16 protein-coding genes and 4 pseudogenes are annotated in these 18,668 nt (G+C 69.8%); 9 read left to right on the top strand and 11 right to left on the bottom strand.

Going from position 1 to position 18,668, the window contains the following annotated elements:
* Positions 1–91: 91 nt before the first annotated feature.
* The 3 genes from OG819_RS38320 to OG819_RS38310 all read right to left on the bottom strand — a co-directional run bounded on the left by OG819_RS38320 (position 92) and on the right by OG819_RS38310 (position 1,949).
* Positions 92–217, bottom strand: coding sequence for a hypothetical protein (locus OG819_RS38320; RefSeq protein ID WP_266653705.1), 126 nt, complete (start codon positions 215–217; stop codon positions 92–94).
* A gap of 72 nt (positions 218–289) precedes the next feature.
* Positions 290–1,144 (bottom strand): alpha/beta fold hydrolase, encoded by an 855-nt coding sequence (locus OG819_RS38315; RefSeq protein ID WP_266653703.1) that lies wholly within the window; start codon positions 1,142–1,144, stop codon positions 290–292.
* Between the two features lie 79 nt (positions 1,145–1,223).
* On the bottom strand, positions 1,224–1,949 hold the full coding sequence (locus tag OG819_RS38310) for an alpha/beta fold hydrolase (RefSeq protein WP_266633051.1): 726 nt from the start codon (positions 1,947–1,949) through the stop codon (positions 1,224–1,226).
* A 467-nt stretch (positions 1,950–2,416) separates the two neighbouring features.
* On the opposite strand from OG819_RS38310, the gene OG819_RS38305 reads away from it, so the two are divergent.
* Positions 2,417–2,539 carry a hypothetical protein gene (locus OG819_RS38305; protein ID WP_266633053.1) on the top strand — a complete coding sequence of 41 codons (123 nt, stop codon included), beginning with the start codon at positions 2,417–2,419 and terminating at the stop codon, positions 2,537–2,539.
* A gap of 199 nt (positions 2,540–2,738) precedes the next feature.
* Positions 2,739–3,161, top strand: a pseudogene (locus tag OG819_RS38300) (alpha/beta fold hydrolase); the annotation flags it as partial.
* Between the two features lie 113 nt (positions 3,162–3,274).
* Here OG819_RS38300 and OG819_RS38295 read toward each other — a convergent pair.
* From OG819_RS38295 to OG819_RS38280, 4 genes are read right to left on the bottom strand one after another with little or no spacing between them, the layout of a single operon-like run.
* Entirely contained in the window at positions 3,275–4,927 is a 1,653-nt protein-coding gene (locus OG819_RS38295; RefSeq protein ID WP_266653701.1) for an ATP-binding cassette domain-containing protein, read from the bottom strand.
* Positions 4,924–6,642 carry an ABC transporter ATP-binding protein/permease gene (locus OG819_RS38290; RefSeq protein ID WP_266633057.1) on the bottom strand — a complete coding sequence of 573 codons (1,719 nt, stop codon included), beginning with the start codon at positions 6,640–6,642 and terminating at the stop codon, positions 4,924–4,926. The genes OG819_RS38295 and OG819_RS38290 overlap by 4 nt, the downstream gene beginning before the upstream one ends.
* Complete coding sequence (locus tag OG819_RS38285; protein ID WP_266633059.1) at positions 6,639–7,937, bottom strand: cytochrome d ubiquinol oxidase subunit II; 1,299 nt, start codon at positions 7,935–7,937, stop codon at positions 6,639–6,641. The genes OG819_RS38290 and OG819_RS38285 overlap by 4 nt, the downstream gene beginning before the upstream one ends.
* A complete protein-coding gene (locus OG819_RS38280; protein ID WP_266653699.1) occupies positions 7,930–9,297 on the bottom strand; it encodes a cytochrome ubiquinol oxidase subunit I in 1,368 nt (455 codons plus the stop codon). Before OG819_RS38280 ends, OG819_RS38285 begins: the two co-directional genes overlap by 8 nt.
* 404 nt (positions 9,298–9,701) lie before the next feature.
* On the opposite strand from OG819_RS38280, the gene OG819_RS38275 reads away from it, so the two are divergent.
* From OG819_RS38275 to OG819_RS58745, 4 genes and pseudogenes are all read left to right on the top strand, one after another.
* The gene (locus tag OG819_RS38275; protein WP_266653697.1) at positions 9,702–10,787 is read left to right on the top strand and encodes an LLM class flavin-dependent oxidoreductase; all 1,086 of its coding nucleotides are present in this window, start codon (positions 9,702–9,704) and stop codon (positions 10,785–10,787) included.
* A complete protein-coding gene (locus OG819_RS38270) occupies positions 10,784–11,398 on the top strand; it encodes an FMN reductase (protein ID WP_266653695.1) in 615 nt (204 codons plus the stop codon). Before OG819_RS38275 ends, OG819_RS38270 begins: the two co-directional genes overlap by 4 nt.
* A gap of 149 nt (positions 11,399–11,547) precedes the next feature.
* On the top strand, positions 11,548–12,777 hold the full coding sequence (locus OG819_RS38265) for an MFS transporter (RefSeq protein ID WP_266653693.1): 1,230 nt from the start codon (positions 11,548–11,550) through the stop codon (positions 12,775–12,777).
* A gap of 140 nt (positions 12,778–12,917) precedes the next feature.
* A pseudogene (locus OG819_RS58745) lies at positions 12,918–13,159 on the top strand (oxidoreductase); the annotation flags it as partial.
* A 131-nt stretch (positions 13,160–13,290) separates the two neighbouring features.
* Here the strand turns inward: OG819_RS58745 and OG819_RS38255 are convergent.
* Positions 13,291–13,470: pseudogene (locus tag OG819_RS38255) on the bottom strand (response regulator transcription factor); the annotation flags it as partial.
* A gap of 76 nt (positions 13,471–13,546) precedes the next feature.
* Here OG819_RS38255 and OG819_RS38250 point away from each other — a divergent pair.
* The 3 genes and pseudogenes from OG819_RS38250 to OG819_RS38240 form a co-directional block, all read left to right on the top strand.
* Positions 13,547–13,963 (top strand): annotated as a pseudogene (locus OG819_RS38250) (AraC family transcriptional regulator); the annotation flags it as partial.
* 265 nt (positions 13,964–14,228) lie between these two features.
* Positions 14,229–14,408, top strand: coding sequence for a helix-turn-helix domain-containing protein (locus OG819_RS38245; RefSeq protein ID WP_323139438.1), 180 nt, complete (start codon positions 14,229–14,231; stop codon positions 14,406–14,408).
* Positions 14,409–14,567: 159 nt separating this feature from the next.
* The gene (locus OG819_RS38240; RefSeq protein WP_168499870.1) at positions 14,568–15,011 is read left to right on the top strand and encodes an SsgA family sporulation/cell division regulator; all 444 of its coding nucleotides are present in this window, start codon (positions 14,568–14,570) and stop codon (positions 15,009–15,011) included.
* A 485-nt stretch (positions 15,012–15,496) separates the two neighbouring features.
* On the opposite strand, the gene OG819_RS38235 is transcribed toward OG819_RS38240, so the two are convergent.
* The 3 genes from OG819_RS38235 to OG819_RS38225 all read right to left on the bottom strand — a co-directional run bounded on the left by OG819_RS38235 (position 15,497) and on the right by OG819_RS38225 (position 18,612).
* The gene (locus OG819_RS38235) at positions 15,497–16,420 is read right to left on the bottom strand and encodes an AraC family transcriptional regulator (RefSeq protein WP_266633072.1); all 924 of its coding nucleotides are present in this window, start codon (positions 16,418–16,420) and stop codon (positions 15,497–15,499) included.
* A gap of 70 nt (positions 16,421–16,490) precedes the next feature.
* Entirely contained in the window at positions 16,491–17,447 is a 957-nt protein-coding gene (locus OG819_RS38230) for an alpha/beta hydrolase (protein WP_266633074.1), read from the bottom strand.
* A gap of 160 nt (positions 17,448–17,607) precedes the next feature.
* A complete protein-coding gene (locus tag OG819_RS38225; protein WP_323138209.1) occupies positions 17,608–18,612 on the bottom strand; it encodes an alpha/beta hydrolase in 1,005 nt (334 codons plus the stop codon).
* Positions 18,613–18,668 lie beyond the last annotated feature (56 nt).

Here is an 18,668-nt window from a genome sequence, read left to right as displayed (position 1 = left end):
TGCGGCTCGGTCGGGTCTCGCCGCTGGGGCCACCGGTGTGCGTCGGGCTCTTGAGACCTCGGCTGCCGGGCGTCGCGGGACGCCTGGGCTATCAGCCCACGAACCGTTGTCGCAGTTCGCCGATGCCCTGGACGGAGCTGACGAGTTCGTCGCCGCCAGCCAGGCGTGCGGCGCTTCGCCAGGTCAGGCCCGCCATGAGGAGCGAGGATGGGGCCACGGCCGCAAGGCCACGGTCGCGGCCCCATGTCCTCGTGCGGGATGTCGCCAGTGTGGGCGAGAAGGTGGCCGGTCAGTGGCCTGTGGGGACGGAACGGGCCGCCCGCAGGATCAGGTCGGTGACCGGACCCGGGTCGCTCACGGCCGCCGCGTGCGGGGCTCGGACGGTGACGGTGTGGGCGCGGGCTCGCTCGGCCATCCAGCGCTCGGCGGCCGGCGGGATGTTGCGGTCCTCGGTGGCCACGAGGGCCCAGCTGGGGATCTCCTTCCACGCGGCCGCGGTGGCGGGCTCCTGGAGCGCCGCCAGGGTGATCGGACGCTGTCCCGCAGCCATGACCTGGGCGGTCTTCGTGGGGACACCGGCCGCGAACTGCTTGCGGAACAGGTCCTTCTTGATGACCAGCTCCTCCCCCTGACTGCCGTCGGGCAGCGGGTAGTACTGGGTGGCGGTGGCCTGTCCCAGAGTGCTGCCGGGGAACTTGTCGGTGAGCTTGAGTGCGCTCTCCCCGATGTCGGGGATGAAGGCGGCTATGTAGACCAGCGCTTTGACCTGCGGGGCCCCGGCGGCGGCCTGGCTGATGACCGCTCCGCCGTAGGAGTGCCCCACCAGCACGATCGGACCGGTGACGCTGTTGAGGACGCTGCGGATGTAGGCGGAGTCGCTTGCCAGTCCGCGCAGCGGCAGGGCCGGCGCCAGTACTCGGTGGCCCTGCCGCTGCAGGCGCTCCACGACCGAGCTCCAACTGGAGGCGTCGGCGAATGCGCCGTGGATCAGGACGACGGTGGGTGTGTCCGGGCGCTCGTGCGGATTGCCCGGTCTGTCGGCCGCCGCTGCCGGCGCGGAGTATGCGGCGCCTGCGGTGCCCAGGGCGGCTGCGCCGGCCAGGAGGGACACGGTCACGGTACGGCGTGAGATCGGTGGGTTCATCGTTCGCTCTCTGTAAAAGGGGCGGAGGCGGCCGTGGTGCGACGGCCGCTCGGACGGGCGCGAGCGGGAGCGCGTGGGGTCAGTCGGAGGTGGCCCGTACGGCTTCCTCGATCAGGTCGACGACGCGCTCGGGGTGGGCGAGCATCACCAGGTGGGAGGAGTCGACCTCGACGGTGGTCATGCCGGCCCGCTGGTAGCCGTAGCGCTCCACGTCGGGGTTGATGGTGTGGTCGGACGAGGCGACCAGGCCCCAGGAGGGCTTCGTCTTCCAGGCCGCGGCCGGGGCCGGGTCGGCAAAGGCTTGCGCGGCCAGCGGTCGCTGGGAAACGGCGAGGACGGCGGCGAGCCGCGAGTCGACGTCGGCGGCGAAGATGGCCGGGAATTTCTCGGCCTCCACAGACACGTCGGTGCCGGGGGTGGTAGAACCCTCGACCGGGAAGGGGGTGTAGACCAGTGCGGCGGCGAGGTCGCTGTCCGGGAAGCGGCCCTGCAGTTCGCCGAGGCTCTCGTCCTTCTCCAAGGCGTAACCGGCCAGGTACACCAGAGCCTTGACGTTGTCCTCAGTGCCGGCGACCGTGATGACGGCGCCACCGTAGGAGTGGCCCACCAGGACGACCGGACCGGGTATCTGCCGGACGACAGAGGCGACGTAGGCGGCGTCCCCGATCAGACTGCGGTTGGGAACGGCCGGGGCGAGCACGTCCAGACCGCGGGCGATGAGCCGGGGGATGACCTGGGCGTAACTGGAGGCGTCGGCGAAGGCGCCGTGGACGAGGACGACGGTCGGCTTGTCGGAACTGGACATGGGGAAACTCCTTCATCGATTGGCAATGGGTGGTCGGCTGTCGCGCGGCCTGTCGGCCGGGTCGGGGCTGCCTTGGTGTGCCCGTTTGCCGTGGGATGTCGCGGGCCGGCCTCGCATCGGTTGGTGTGCGGTGTGCACTGACCGGGTGGCCGTCGAACGTAGTTGACTCTAGGGACTGCCGGGCGGCGTGTTTGCCTGTCCGCGCCCTGGCTGTGGCCTGTACGTGCCCACGTTTGTCCGGCGAGTTCCGGCTGGGCGGCGTTGCCCTGGCACGGAATTGGGCCGGAGCCGCAATCGGCCCCGGCCCACGATTCACCGGGAGGTGTCTGCCGCGGCGACGCTGATGACCGCTCCGCCGTAGGAGTGGCCTACGAGCACGATCAGGCCCGGAATCCAGTCCAGGAAGCCGCGGATGTACGCGGGTCGCTGGTCAGCCCGCGCAGTGGCAGGGCCGGTGCCAGGGCTTGGTGGCCCTGCCGCTGGAGCCGACGACGGCGTCCCAACTGGAGGAGTCGGCGAACGCCGTGGATCAGGACGATGGCGGGGAGTTCATGCCGGTGATGGTGCGCCGGCTGTTTCGCTGCCGGTGACGGAGCAGCGAACGCAGCGCCTGTAGTTCCGAGGGCGGCGGCGCCGGCCAGGAGTGAAACGGCGACGGTGCGGCGTGAGATCGGTGAGTTCGCCGTCCGCTTCCTACGGTGGTGTCCAGCAGGGCCGTCCCGGTGGGGACGGGTGAGCAGGTGAGCGGCGCGCCGGTCAGGGGCCATGGCAGCCGGCATCGGTTCGGTCCCGGACGGTGCGGCGCCCGGCAGCCGAGGCGGGTCACCGGGCGGTGGCCCGGACCGCCTCGTGGATCAGGTCGGCGACACGCTGGACTTCTACAACCTCGACGAGAACCTCGGGACCAGGATCAGCGAGGAGGCGGTCCGCAACAGCTGGAACGTCGCCGCGGGCGGTGGGTTCTTCGCGGCCGCGGCCGCGCCGTCGACCTGGTACACCGACTTCTGGGCCTACATCCCGGCCATCGATGTGCCGGCCCTGATCCTGCACGGCACGGGCGACCGGATCCTGCCCGTCGAGGGGACCGCGCGGCCGTTCCACAAGGCCCTCCCGTCCGCCGACTACGTGGAGATTGAGGGCACCCCGCACGGCCCGCTGTGGACCCATGCGGAGGAGGTCAACGCGGCGCTCCTCACCTTCCTGAGGAAGTGACCCGCCGCGGGATCGCCGTCCCGCACCACGCAGGGCCCACCAACGCCGACTGCCCGTCCGGAAATCCGGTCGGGCAGTTCGCGTATCGGCTGGGCTGTGACTCCGACCGTGGTCTACCCCCGTACGTGCTCGGCCGTCCGCTTGCCGTTGTGCTGCCGTTCGGCGCTCCGGCCGAGCCGTACGACGGTGGTCGGTGTGTCATCCAGCAGGTCGAGGTCCTGCTCCTGCAGGGCGATCACCAATGCGGTCTCGGGCAGCGCCTCGGGCAGTGCGGCCAGGAGCGCCTCGGCGGTGTGGCGGTCCAGTCCGGCCACCGGCTCGTCGAGCAGCAGGATCGGTGGATGTCTCAGTACGGCGCGGGCCGTGGCGAGGCGCCTCCGCTGCCCTTGGGACAGCAGGCGCCCGCCGGGGCCCACCGCTGTGGCGAGCGGCAAGGCCGACAAGCCGACGAGTTCCAGTGCGTCCCGTAGCGCGGTGGTGTCGGCCGACGGTGCCGCCTGACGCAGATTGGCCGCGACCGTGTCGTCGGCCAGCCAGTCGTCGGCCTCGACGAGGGTGACTGTCTCGGCGACGGCCGAGGCAGGCAGTTCGTGCACGGGCGTGCCGTCGAGGAGCACCGTGCCGGCAGGCGCTGGTACGCGCCCGGCCAGTTGGCCGAGCAGCGTCGACTTGCCGCTGCCGTTCGGGCCGGTGACAAGGACCAGTCCCGGGCCTTCCACGGTCATCGTGAGTTCCGCGGGCGAACCGATGAGCGGGAGGCCATCCGTCTTGACGGAGCGGACGGCCTCCCGCCGTTGGCCCGCCGGGTGCGCCGCGGCGGCAAGGGGGGCCAGGCGCCCGGCCGCGTCCCTGGCCTGGGCCAGGTGCTGCATCAGCCCGGGGAGCCTCTCCAGTAGCTCCCACCCGGCGGCAACGAGCAGCACCTCGCCCACCACGACGGCGATCGGCTGGGCCGGGGCGGCGCGCAGGGCGATGACCAGTACCGCCGCTTGCCCCAGTGCGGCAAGGAGACGCAGGGCCAGCCGGCCGTGCCGCTCGGCCCGGGCAGCGGCCCATTCGGCGGACTCGACGGCGGCCATGGCGCTCGTCGCCGTCCGCTGAGCCTGCGGCAGGGCGTCCAGGCACCGCAGTTCGTTGAAGGCGGCCCGGCTGCCGAGCAGCACGGTACGGAGCGCGGCCCTGGCGTCGGCGGCGTCGGCGAGGTGGGTCCGCGCGCGGTGGTGGGCGTGCCGGGCGCAGGCGAGGCCGACTGCCCAGACGATGAGTTCGGCGATTCCCAGGACCGGCATGGCCCACAGCAGCAGGGCATCGACCAGGCACGCCGTCATGACGGCTGCCACCAGTGGTGCGACGGCGTTCGCGGGCAGGCTCGCGACGGTCTCCACATCGGCGGTGAGCAGGGTGAGCAGCGTCCCGTCGCGTTGTCCGCGCAGTTGACGGGGCGTGAGGCCGGCAGCGCCGCGGGCCAGCCGAGCTCGCAAGGCCACCTGGGTGGCGAGCAGGGTCCGGTGGTTGGCCAGGCGTTCGAGGTAGCGCAGGCCGGTGCGGGTCAGGGCCAGTGCCCGGACGGCGCCCGAGGGGTACATCCAGGACCAGGTGGTGTTGGCCTGGAGGGTGACCACGGCGCAGGTCGTCAGGAACCAGCCAGACACTCCGAGCAGTGCGGCGCCGCTGAGTTCTGCCGCCGGGGCGAACAGCATGCCGGTCAGTAGGGCGCGGCGCGGAGCCGCTGTACGCAGCAGCCGCCAGGCGCTGATCCGGTTCACAGGGCTCTCCCGTGGTCCAGCGTGATGACGTGGTCCGCCAGCGGCAGCAGTGCGGGACTGTGGGTGGCGAGCAGGACCGTACGGTCGCGGGTCAGCGTGCGCAGCGCGGACAGGACGTGTTGCTCCGCTTCGGGGTCGAGGTGTGCGGTGGGTTCGTCCAGGCACAGCAGGGGTGCGTCCCGCAGCAACGCCCGGATGAGGGCGAGCTGTTGGGACTGGCCGGAGGACAGGCCGGTGCCGCGTTCGCCGAGTGGTGTGTCCAGTCCCTGCGGCAGTGCGGCGAGGAGGTCTTCGAAGCCGAGGGAGGCGACGGCGTCCAGCAGGTCGTGGTCGTTCGCGGCGGGCCGGGCCAGCAGGAGGTTCTCGCGCAGGGTGCCGGGCAGCAGATGCGCGGGCTGGCCCACCCAGGCGACCCGGCTGGGGTCCGCGGGGACGGGCCGGCCGTCCAGCAAGTGGAGTGGGCGTCCACCGTGCGGGGTGTACAGCCCGGCCGCGACGGCGAGCAGCGTGGACTTGCCGGCCCCGCTGGCGCCGGTGACGGCGAGGCACCGCCCCGGTGCGAGGTGCACGCTGACACGTTCCAGCGCTGGTGCCTCCCGTCCAGGGTGATGGACTGTGACGGCTTCCAGGCGCACCCCGGGTGGCGCCGCGGCCGGTCGGGCATGTGGTACCACGGCCTCGCGATACGCGTCCAGGACCTGGGCCAGCAGACCGGCGGCGGCGGTCGCCCGGGCGCGGGCGTGGTAGCCGGCGGCCAGGTCCCGGGCCGGCGCGAAGTAGGCGGGCACCAGGACGAGGACGAACAGCGCGGCGGACAGGCTCATGTGGTCCGGTACGACGGGCAGGTCCAGGTAGTCGAGCAGGACCAGTCCGCAGTAGGTCGCCACTACGGCGAGGGTGCCGGTGATGAGCAGTTCGACCCACGCGGTCGACAGGAAGGCGATCCGCAGCACCTTCTCGGTGCGACCGGCGACCTCCCGGTCGTGCCGGGACAGCGAACCGGCCGCCTGGTCGTGCGCCCCGAGCCCGACCAGGGTGGGCAGGCCGCGCAGATGGTCCAGCAGTCGGGCCTGGTGGGTGCGGATCGCCGTCAGTTGGGCCCGTACAGCGGTCTGCGTGCCCAGGCCGATGACCTTCAGGTTGGCCGGCAGCAGCGGGGTGGCGGCCAGCACGAGCAGGGCGACGAACCAGCTGCGGGAGGCGATCGCGGCCAGGGTGAGGCCGCTGCCGAGCAGCATGGTGGTCCGCGCGGGCAGGTAGTCGGTGAGCCAGTCGGTCAGCTGACCGACCTCGCCGTCGACGGCCTGGACCAGTGCCACGTCGTCCAGGTCGGTGCGGGCCGGGCCACGTGCGGGCAGCGCCGTCTCGATGAGCCGGCCGCGCAGGCTCTCGCGTACGGTGCGGGCGCCGCGCGCGGCTGCCGCGTCGCCCGCGGCCAGCAGCACAGCGCGCAGGGCCACGCCGGCCGCTATGAGCAGGGCGGGCGGCAGTACGGCGGACACGGGGGTGCCGTGGAGTGCGGACAGGCCGCGCTCGGCGCCCCAGGAGAGCCCTCCCGCCCAGATGACCGTGCCCAGCTGGGCGGCGCCGCGCAGCAGGCCCGCGCGGCGCAGCTCCCGCCGTCCGACGGCCGCCCATTCCTTCAACCGGGCGGCGGGCACCCCTTCTTCGGCCCTGTCCGCGGCCAGTTCGTCCAGGAGCACGACGGTGCTCACGAGGTGGTCTCCGCCTCGATGCCCGCGACGTCGGCGATACCCGTGGTATCCGTGAGTTCCGCGTGGAAGTACCCGGCGCGCCGGTCCCGGCGGTCGCCCACGATCCAGGCGGCCAGCGCCGCACAGCCCAGGACGGTGACGCCGACCGGGCCGATCCAGTCGGCCACACCGCCGAACACGTCCTGGGACAGGGCAGTCGCCAGAATGCCGAGCACCACCAGCAGGCTCCGTCGCGTGATCGTCCGCAAGGTGCCGGAGGGCGCTGGGGAGACCGCCAAGGGGTAGGTGCGGGCATGCAGCGGCGGGATCGGACTCTCCACCGGATCGGTGTACTTGCCGCGGAAGCTCCGCCAGGCGTAGGTGTTGTAGGCCAGTACGAACGGCATGCACAACCCGACGCCCAGGACCAGGAAGAGCTGGGAGGAGTGCGGGCTCGCAGCCTGATGGACGGTCAGTCCGGGCGGCACGACGACCGGTACGGAGACCACCGCCAGGGCCAACAGCCCACAGACCGTCATCGTGGCCACGGCGGCGAACGGCCGCCAGTCGGGGCGACGGCCGAATCCGTGCCAGGCGACCGCACCGGCCACGACAGCGGCGACGACCGCGAGCCAGAACAGCACAGCGCGCATGGGCTGGCCCAGCTGCGACTGCTGCGGGTCGGCGCTCGGCAGCAGCAGGCCGAGTACGACCGCCATGACTGCGGTGACCACCAGCAGCGACCGTCCCGTGCGGCGGACGCCCGACCGCGACCAGCCCTCGGTCTTGTCCTGCAGCCAGGCGGCCCCGGCCAGCAGGTAGACGGCGACCAGGCCGAGCGAGCACAGCACGCTGTACAGGCTGAGCCAGTCGAAGGCCCCGCCCTGGAAGGTACCGTCGCGCTGGTTCGGGCCGGTGAGCACTGCGCCGAGGACGAGACCTTGGCACACGGTCGCCGCGAGCGACGCCCCGCCGAACAGCAGCGCCCAACCTCGCCGGTAGCCGGCGGCCGCACTCTGCATCTCCAGGCCGAGCCCGCGCAGGATGATGGCGATCAGCATGCCGATCAAAGGCAGATAGACACTGGGCAGAATCACGGCGTAGGCGCCCGGCAGGCCGGCCCAGAGGACGACGCCGGCCAGGATGATCCAGCTCTCATTGGCGTCCCAGGCGGTGGCGACGATCTCGCCGTACTCCCGTCGGCGCTCCGGCCGGGCCGCCAGGCTGAGTATGCCCACCCCGAGGTCGTAACCGTCGAGGACGACGTACATGGCGAGTGAGATGAGGACCAGGGTGTAACTGGCGTACTCAAGCAACGAGGGCCTCCGATGCGTCAGGCGAGGCGGGCCCGGTGGGCAGTGCTTCGGGGCCGGCCTTGACGGTGCGGACGATGTAGCGGGCCCAGATGGCCAGCAGGGTGACGTAGAGCAGGACGAAACCCGCCAGGCTGGCGGCGACTTCGAATGTGGTGAGGTGGGAGACCGCGTCGGCGGTGCGCAGCTGGCCGTAGACGACCCAGGGCTGGCGGCCCGTCTCGGCGACGATCCAGCCGCCGGTGATGGCGATGATCCCGGCGGGGGTCATCCACACCATCCACCGCAGGAAGCGCGGGGAGTCGAACAGCCGGCGCCGCGTGCGCAGGACGACGCCCGTGAAGGCCGTGCCGAACATGAGCAGCGCGGTGAAGTACATCGCGCGGAAACCGTAGAAGGTGGTCCACATGTTGGGGCGCTCGGCGGGCGGGGTCTGCAGGAGTCCGGGCGTCGTCGTCCTGCCGCTGAGGTCCTGGGCGATGACCGAGCCGAGATAGGGAATCTTCACGTGCAGCCTGTTCTCGCCCTTGTCCGTGTCGGGGACGACGAGCAGGTTGTAGCCGTTGTTGTCGCTCTTCCAGTTGCCCTCGAAGGCCTCCAGCTTGGGGAGCTGGTGCCGGCCCATGAAGACCGCCGTGCCGTCTCCCACGTACAGCTGCACCGGCATCAGCACGCCCAGCACACCGAGCGCGATGGACAGGCAGCGGCGGGCCATGGGCTGGGCGTGGACCCGGTTCTTCACCAGGTACCAGGCGGAGATTCCGCCGACGAACCAGGCGGCGCTGATCAGCACGGCCAGCAGCATGTGCGGGAAGCGGTGGGCGAAGGCGGGGTTGAGCAGGATGCTGATCCAATCCCTGGCGTGGAACTGGCCGTCGACCTTCTGGTAGCCGACGGGGTCCTGCATCCAGCTGTTGGCCGACAGGATCCAGGTGGTGGACAGCAGCGTTCCGAAGGCGACCATCCAGCTGGCCAGGGCCATGGTGCGCGGCCGGATCCGGCCGTCCCCGTAGAGCATCAGGCCGATGAAGCCCGCCTCCAGGAAGAAGGCGGTGATCACTTCCATGGCGATGGTGACCCCGATGACCGACCCCACCGCGTGGGCGTACACGCCCCAGTTGAGGCCGAACTCGAACGTCATCACCGTGCCCGCGACGACGCCCAGGCCGAAGCCGACGGCGAAGATCTTCTTCCAGAACCGGAAGATCTGCAGGTACAGGGGGTTCCCCGTGCGTACGTAGACCGTGTACACGACGGCGAGGAGAACGGAGAGGCCGACGGTGAGCGCGGGGAAGGTCATATGGAAGATCGCGGTGATCGCGAACTGCCATCGGGACAGTTCGACGACGGTTGACGAAGCCATGGGCACTCCCGGGTAGGCATCGGTTCTTGGCGGGGCTCGCGCGTGTTCACGGCCCGCGCGGGGCGAGGCATCAGGCACGGGCTGCCCGAGTGGGTCGTTCGGTGGGGGCCGCTGTCGCGTGCCGGGTCCACCGTCACTGCGGCCGAGCCGGCCAGGGGGAGGGGATGCGATCGCCGCCCTGCGGCACCGACACGCTAGACGGCTGACCGGGTACGACGCTTGCCTACGAGCGCCCCGGCACTTGCCCGATGCTGCACACTTGCGGTCGCACAGGCAGCGGCCCACCACGCGGGCCGGGAGAGGGCGCTGACGGGCAAGTTCCCCTGCGCGCACAGGCATGACGACCGTCCGGCCGGTGCCTACATTTCCGGCACTCACACAGTCACCGGAACGAAGAGGCACCCATGCAGTTCGGAATTTTCTCGGTGGGGGATGTGACCCCCGACCCGACCAATGGCCGTACCCCGTCGGAGCAAGAACGCATCAAGGCGATGGTCGCCATCGCGCTGAAGGCGGAGGAGGTCGGCCTGGACGTCTTCGCGACCGGTGAGCACCACAATCCGCCGTTCGTGCCGTCGTCGCCGACCACGATGCTGGGCTATATCGCCGCCCGTACCGAGAAGTTGATCCTTTCCACCGCCACGACGCTGATCACCACCAACGACCCGCTGAAGATCGCCGAGGACTACGCGATGCTCCAGCACCTGGCCGACGGCAGGGTCGACCTGATGATGGGGCGCGGCAACACCGGCCCGGTCTATCCGTGGTTCGGCCAGGACATCCGCCAGGGCCTCAACCTCGCCAAGGAGAACTACGCGCTGCTGCGTCGGCTGTGGCGCGAGGACGTCGTGAACTGGGAGGGCAAGTTCCGTACGCCGCTGCAGGGGTTCACGGCCACGCCCCGGCCGCTGGACGGCGTACCGCCGTTCGTGTGGCACGGCTCGATCCGCTCGCCCGAGATCGCCGAGCAGGCGGCCTTCTACGGCGACGGCTTCTTCCACAACAACATCTTCTGGCCCGCCGACCACACCAGGCAGATGGTCCAGCTCTACCGGCGCCGGTACGCCCACCACGGTCACGGGCGGCCTGAGGAAGCCATCGTCGGCCTCGGCGGGCAGGTGTTCATGCGGAAGAACTCCCAGGACGCCGTCCGGGAGTTCCGCCCCTACTTCGACAACGCGCCCGTCTACGGGCACGGGCCCTCGCTGGAGGAGTTCACCGAGCAGACTCCGCTGACGGTGGGCTCTCCCCAGCAGGTCATCGAGCGGACGCTGTCCTTCCGTGCCACCGTCGGCGACTACCAGCGGCAGCTGTTCCTGATGGACCACGCGGGTCTGCCCCTGAAGACCGTTCTGGAACAGATCGACATCCTCGGCGAAGAGGTGGTGCCCGTCCTGCGGAAGGAGTTCGCGATCGGCCGCTCCGCCAAAGTGCCGGACGCGCCCACCCACCAGTCCCTGCGGGCCGTTCAGGAGGTGTCCGCCGCATGAAGCTCGTCGCCGTGTCCGCGGGGCTGAGCACCCCGTCCTCCACACGCCTGCTCGCCGACCGTCTCGCCGAGTCGGCCCGCGGCGAACTCGCCGCTCAGGGCCACGACGTGGACACCGAGGTCATCGAGCTGCGCGAACTGGCCGGCGCCGTCGCCAACAACCTCGTGACCGGCTTCCCGTCCCCCCCACTGGCCGCCGTGATCGACACGGTGACGGGCGCCCACGGGCTGATCACCGTGACCCCCGTGTTCAGCGGCTCCTACAGCGGGCTGTTCAAGTCCTTCTTCGACCTGATCGACCCGGACGCCCTCACCGGCAAGCCGGTCCTCGTCGCGGCGACGGGCGGCACGGCCCGCCACTCCCTGGTCCTGGAACACGCCCTGCGCCCGCTCTTCGCCTACCTGCGCGCCGTCGTCGTCCCCACCGCGGTGTACGCGGCGTCCGAGGACTGGGGATCCGGCGGTGACGAGTACACCGAGGGCCTGCCCGCGCGCATACGGCGGGCGGGCGGCGAGCTGGCCACCCTCATGGCCGCCCGTCCGGCCGAGGAGACGCCCGAGGACGACATCACCGCGCTCGAACGGCAGCTGTCCGACCTGCGCTTCGACTGAGGCGACCCCCGGCGGGTCCCGAAGCGAGCACGTCGTCAAGCAGCATCTGTCCAGTGATCCGGTTGCGTTCCGGTCCGGGCTCGCCGCGGCAGGTTCTGCCCCGGCCGGCCTCTCGGGCCGGGCTGCCGGTTCTCACCAAGAAGGTACCCATGTCCGAGTCACCCGATCTCCAGGTCCCACGCCTGCCCGCCACAGGAAAGACCTCGCACGGCGTGCCGGGATGGCTGATAGCGCTTCTTGCCATTGCCTCCGGCATGACCGTCGCCAACCTGTACTACGCCCAGCCGCTGCTCTCCTCACTGCGTGACGCCTTCCACGTCAGCACGACGGGTGCAGGTTGGCTGATCACTCTCACCCAGGTCGGCTACGTGGTCGGCATGCTCTTCCTGGTCCCGCTCGGCGACCGGTTGGAGAAGCGCCGCCTGATCACCGTGCTGCTGGCGGTCACCACGCTCGCCCTCGTCACGGCCGGACTAGCCACGAACTTCCCTCTGCTGCTTACCGCGTCCTTGATCAGCGGCGCCACATCGGTCGTCGCGCAGATCCTCGTGCCCTTTGCCGCGAGCCTCGCCCCCGACCACGCCCGCGGCCGCATCGTCGGCCGGGTGATGAGTGGCCTGCTCACCGGCATCCTGCTGTCCCGGACCCTCAGTAGCCTGGTCTCCGACCTCGCGGGCTGGCGCGTCGTCTACCTCGGCTCCGCCGCCCTCATGGCCGTCCTGGCCGTGGCCCTGCACGCCGCTCTGCCGCAGCACGCGCCCACCACGAACATCCCCTATGCCCACGTGCTGCGTTCCACCGTCCAGCTGGTGCGCACCCACCCAGAGCTGCTGCGGCGCGGGCTGTACCAGGCGGCGATGTTCGGTTCGTTCAGCGCTTTCTGGACGACCATCTCGTACGTCCTCACCGGGCCCCGGTTCCACTACTCCGAGGTGGGGGTCGGCATCTTCGCCCTCGTCGGTGCGGCCGGTGCGGCAGTGGCCCCGTTTGCCGGGCACTGGGCCGACCGCAAGTTGACACGGCCCATGACCGGTGCCGCCTTCGCCGTCGCTGCTGTGGCGTTCGCGCTCGCCGGCTTCGGACAGCGCAGCATCGTCCTGATCGGTCTGGCCGCGATCTTGATCGACATGGCCGTGCAGACGACTCTCATTCTCGGCCAGCACACCATCTACCAGCTCGACCCCGATGCGCGTGCCCGCCTCAACAGCGCCTTCATCGCCACCTTCTTCCTGGGCGGTGCTGTCGGCTCCCAGCTGGGCTCGCTCACCTACTACGCCGGCGGCTGGACGGCGGTGACGCTTCTCGGTGGGGCTCTGCCGCTCCTGGCACTCCTGTACTGGGCCTCAGAACGCCGAGTGGGCGGCCCCACCGCACGGTGACGGCAAGACGGACATGGCTGATCATGCGCAGCCGCTCCCGCTCGGTGCGGCCCGGCAGAGCCGTTCCGCCTGGTGGGCGCCGGCAGACGGCGCCGAGGGTCCGCGAAGCAGCCGCCCCTCCTCACCGGCTCGGCCAAGGACATGCCCTGCGCCCGCTCTTCGTCTAGCTGCGCGCCGTCGTCGTCCCCACTGCGGTGTACGTGGCGTCCGAGGACTGGGGATCCGGCGGTGACGAGTACACCGAGGGCCTGCCCGCGCGCATGCGGCGGGCGGCCGACGAGCTGGCCGCCCTGGTGGGAGCCCGGGCGAGGAGACGCCCGCGGACGACGTCACCGCGCTCGAACGGCAGCTCTTCGATCTGCGCTTGCTGCGCTTGGACTGAGGTGACCCCGTGGGTCACAGAACGGGCACGCGGATTCACCGACCGAGCCGGGGCCTGCCGTGCTCGGGCTGGAGGAGGCCAAAGGTGGAAGAGGTGAAAGCAGGGCGCGGTCCGCGGCCGTCGGAATCCGGTCACCATCCGCCCAGCTGGAGCTTCTCCCGCAACTGGCCACGGGAGGAGATCCCCAGCTTCGGATAGATCTTGTACAGGTGTGCTCCGATGGTGCGGTGGGAGAGGTAGAGCTGCTGGCCAATCTCCCGGTTGGAGAGCCCTGTCGAGGCCAGCTGCGCGATCTGCAGTTCCCTGCTCACGACGGCTACCGTGCCTGCCCACCAACGACGGGCCTACTGGCGCGAGGCCCTGTCCCGGACCTTCGGCGCGGTGGACATGTCCGTCCCCGAAGAGGTGAACTCCGGTACGAACCGCACGGCACCGCTGGGCGGGCTCCAGGTCACCACGGTGGACGGCGATCCCCTCGAGGCCCGGCGCACGCGGCGGCTCATCGCACAGGGCGACGAGGACCAGTACGTGGTCGTGAAGCTTCTGAGCAAAGGCGTTGCCAGACTTGAGCAGGATGCCCGCGACGTGGGCGTACGGCCCGGGGAAGTCTTCATCTACGACATGGCACGGCCGGTTCGGCTGGTCCTTCCCGAGTGCTTCCAGACGAAAGCTCTTGTTCTGCCACGGCAGGTCCTGGGCCTGAGCGAGTCGGACCTGCGGCAGATCACCGCATCTCCCCTTCCCTCCGACACGGGACTCGGCGGACTGCTGTCGATCCTGCTGTCCCGGCTCGCGGACACCGCGGGAGCGTATCGACCGCACACAGGTGAGTTGCTCGCCCGCAATGTCGTGGATCTGCTTACTGTTCTGGCTGATGAACAACTTGGCAGGATCTCCGAGGGGACACCGAGCGGCGATGCGGCGATGCTGCTGCGGATCCGGAACTTCATCGGCCGCCACCTTGACGATCCCGACCTGACCCCGGAGGTCATCGCCCGCGCCCACCACATCTCCGTGCGCTACCTGCACAAGATCTTCCAGGGGCGACGACACCACGGTCAGTCGCTGGATCCAGAGCCGCCGCCTGGAAGCATGTCGGCGGGATCTGGCTCACCGCGAGGCCGCGAGTCTCTCCATCGTCGCGGTGGCACAGGGGTGGGGTTTCACCAGTGCCGCCCACTTCAGCCGGGTGTTCCGGGCCGCCTATGGAATGTCCCCCAGCGAGTGGCGTGACACCCACAGGCCGTAGTCGCGCCGCCTCTGGGGCTCATTAATCCGTGGAAGTCCGCGCTCGGGGCTCTGACGGGCAACGCTTCGTACGTTCTTAGACAAGTTACTTCTATCGACGACATTAGGGTCATTTGCGTAGACGCTGCCCCCCAAGATGAGCTGCCGATCGAGGTACGAAATGACTCAGCCGTTTTCCGGTGCCGCCGATGGCACCTCGGTCACCCACGAGGTCGTGGCGCATGTCGTCGTCGCGTACGAACCGCCGGTATCGCTGCCCGCCGAGCTGCGCTACGACAGGACAGACCCCTACGCCGTGTGCCTCTCCCTGGGAGGGACGCCGACCGGCACGGTCGACTGGGTGTTCGCCCGCAGCCTCCTGTCGGAGGGATTGAGCCGACCGGTGGGTGTCGGAGATGTCCTGGTGATACCCCGGCATCGCTGCCATCGGCACTCGGTGCGCATAGTCGTCAGGTCCACTGCGGGGGCCGCCGTGCTGGACATCGCAGCTTCGGCGGTCACCGCGTTCCTGGAGCAGACCGACATGGTCGTACCACCGGGCGCGGAGGGCTTCCACATCGACCTGGATCGCGTCGTGGCCGAACTCATGGCGGGAAGCGAGTGACGGGTCGGCTCGGAAAGCATGCCGTCTGGGCCCGTGTCGGCGGTGAGGCGCTCCACACAGTTGTCGACCTAGTTCTGGTGCCGTGGCAGGCAACGTTTGCCCGTGAAGGCTGCGCCGTGACGAAGGCACTCAGGGCGTCGCAGCCGAGCGCGGAGGCGCCGAACAGTTCCAGGAACAGTTCGTCACGGAACCCGCCCGCGTGTATCCACGCACTGGGTCGCCCAGTTCCGCAGCTCGGGACCAGCGCGTTTGCGCGCTGGAGTTGCTGGAGGCGGCCGGCCTGGTGGTACACGCCGACGCGCCGCCGTCGGATCTCTCCGGCAGCGGACAGCAACCGGTGGCGATCTCCCGGGAGTTGACCAACAGGCCGGGGCTGCTGCTGGCAGACGAGCGGACCGGAAACCTGGAAAGCGCGACCGGACGAGATCCTCGATCTTGCGGTGACCATCGGGAGGCGAGAAGCTGAGAACGCGCACCGGCCGGGATCAAGCGGCATCCCTGGTCAAAACGCTCTTTTGGTGGAACGGGACCTGTGCTTTTGTGATCGGAGATTCCAGGGCCGACCACGTGCATGCCTGCCATTCACTGGGGGACATGCCGTAGGCGTCGCGGAACACCCGGCTGAAATGCGACGGGCTGATGAAACCCAACCGACGTGCCACAGCCGCCACGGTCAGTCTTCGGTTCGACGTCCGACCCAGCTCTTGCCGACTGGCGCTGAGCCGTCGCTGCCGCACCCATTGGCTCACCGTGGTGCCGTCGTTCTGGAAGAGCTTGTGCAGGTAACGGACGGAAATATGGTGCGCGAGCGCAATCGATTTGGGTGACAGGTCGGGATCCATCAGGTGTACTTCGATGAATTCCCTGATCCGTGTCAGCATCTCGTTGCCGGCGCTCGAGGCGTCCGGTCTGCTCGCCTCCGCGAGGAGTTCCATGACCAGTACGGTGACGAGGTCCACGGCGCTGCGGATGAGCCGGTCGCCGATCCTCGACGTGCGGAACTCCGCCCCGGCGGCGAGTGCGGACAGGAAGATCGACGCCATCGCGCCCACGCCTTCACCGCGTCGTACGCTCACACCGGCGATACGGCGCAGGTCCGACTCAGAAACTCCCAGATGGTGCCGGGATATGCGGAAGACCGTCACCTGGCAGTCATTGCCGAGGTGCGTGAAATGAGGTCGGTCCCGGTCGCAGAAGACCAGGTCGCCCGGCTCCAGGACAACCTCCGTTCCATGATGGGAGACAGCAGAGGATCCGCGTACTTGCATTCCCAGATGAAGGAATTCTGAATCTCTCTTTTCCGACAACCGGGGGAGGGCGCGGATGTGTTCGGAATCATGGAGTGGAGAGAGAGTCAGTATGTGTTCCACGCTGGTCTGTGCAATGTGGGACGTCGCGGACTTGGCCATGAGAGCTCCAACCGTGCCGTGGCTCGATGTGTGAGGTGAACCGTTGCGTGCGCTTTGGGGCACGGACTCGTCAGGCGTGCAGCGCTGCGTAGAGGAATTCGCCGCCCTGCCGGGTCGCCGCCCGGGCGGCGCACGTGTTCCGCAGCGCGTTGAGCATGACGAAGTCGTGGATGATGCCCTGGTAGAGCACAGCCGTGGTCGGCACGCCGGCGGCGCGCAGTTTGCCGGCGTATGCCTCGCCCTCGTCGCGCAGGACGTCCGCCTCGGCGACGATGACCAACGCCTGCGGCAGCCCGGCCAGTTCCTCCAGGGTCGCCCGCAGCGGCGACGCGGTGATCTTCGCGCGCTCGGCCGGATCGCTGGTGTACTGGTCCCAGAACCACTTCATCCCATCGCGGCTGAGGAAGTAGCCGCTTGCGAACTGCTCGTAGGAAGGGGTGTCGAAGTTCGCGTCGGTCACGGGGTAGAACAGCAACTGCGCCGCGAGCTCAGGTCCCTTGCGCTGCTTGGCCAGGAGAGTGGTGGCCGCGGCCATGTTGCCGCCGACCGAGTCGCCGGCCACCGCGACGCGGGCCGGGTCGAGCCCGTGCGCGGCACCCTCCCGCGAGATCCACAGCAGCGTGGCGTAGATCTCCTCGACCGCCGTGGGGTACTTCGCTTCGGGGGAGAGGCTGTAGTTGACGAAGACCGTCGCGGCCTGGGCGCGCACGGTGAGCTCACGGACGAGCCGATCATGGGTATGGGCGTTGCCGAACACCCAGCCGGCGCCGTGGATGTACAGGACCACGGGCAGGAGCCCCTGGGCACCGGCCGGCCGTACGACGCGGATCGACACCTGGCCCGACGGGCCTCCCGAGACGACAAGGTCCTCCACATCGGCATCCGGCGCGGCGACGTCGCCCTCCTGAACCCGGTCCACGGCCCTTCGCCCCTCGACCGGGCCGAGGTCGTAGAGGAACGGAGGGTTCGACGTCGCGGTGGCGAAAGCCTGCGCGGCCGCTTCGAGAACCGGCTTGGCGGTGGACATGCTGCCTCTTCCGTGTGCATGACGTGCTGCCGTGCGGCCTCACGCTTCTCACCCTGCAAGCAGCCTGTTCTCCAGGCATCAGTATGTTGACGGTCAATCTCTGACAGCAGCGCGGACAAGCGCGTGTCCCACCGCCCGCGTCGCTCCGTCGAGGCGACCGTCAGCGCCGGTCGGCCAAGGAGTCCCTGAGGAAGCCGCCCCCCTGCCTGATCGCAGCCACCGTGGGCGGGCTGTCCCGCAAGGGGCTCAGGGAGGCGAAGTCGTGCACCGTCCCCAGGTAGCGGACGGCGGTCACAGGCACGCCCTCCTGTCGCAGCAGGCGGGCATACTGCTCCCCTTCATCCCGTACGACGTCTGCCTCCGCCGTCACGACCAGGGCGGGAGGAAGTCCCGCGAGGTCCGGCGTGGTCGCCCGCAGTGGTGAGGCCGTCGGCTCGGCGAGTTCACGCTCGTCGTCGGTGTACTGCCGCCAGTACCACTCCAGAGCCGCGCGCGTCAGGAGGTGGCCGGACGCGAACTGTTCTCGCGAGGGGGTGTCGCAGTGCGGGTCGGTCATCGGGTAGTAGAGCAACTGGGCGCGGATGCGGGGACCGGCGCGCTGCTTGGCCATCATGGTGAGCGCCGTGGCCATGGTCGCGCCGGCGCAGTCGCCGGCCACCGCGAGCCTCCTGTCGTCCAGGGCCAGTTCGGTGGCGTGCTCGACCACCCATGTCAGTAGCGCGTACGACTCCTCCAGCGCGACCGGATAGCGGGCCTCCGGAGTGCGGGTGTACTCGGGCACCACGAAGGCGGCGGCACTGGCGGCCGCCAGCTCGCTGATCATCCCCGCATGAGTCCGGGCGTCGCCCAGCATCCACCGACCACCGTGCATGTACACGACCACAGGAAGGGGGCCGGTCGGCCGTGTAGGCCGGAACATCCAGAAGCCGACGAGCCCGGAAGGGCCCACCGGTGCCACCCTGAACTCGGCGTCCACGCCGAAGTCGTCGAGCGTGTGGCCCTGGATCTCCAACAGTGCCTGCCGTCCGTCGACCGGACCCAGCTGGTGCAGGTAAGGCGGTGCGGCGGAGGCGTCGACGAGCCGTTGCACGAGGGGATCGAGGACGACGGCGGGGCGGTCCGGCCCGTCTGGGACCATGCCGGGCTCGAAACTCAAACTGCTCACGTTCCTTCCATCGAAACGATCAACCGCATGTCCGACACCACCACCTGCTGGCCCTC

Source organism: Streptomyces sp. NBC_01549, from assembly GCF_026339955.1.
Lineage (GTDB): Bacteria > Actinomycetota > Actinomycetes > Streptomycetales > Streptomycetaceae > Streptomyces.
This window is presented reverse-complemented; position numbering and strand designations above follow the sequence as displayed.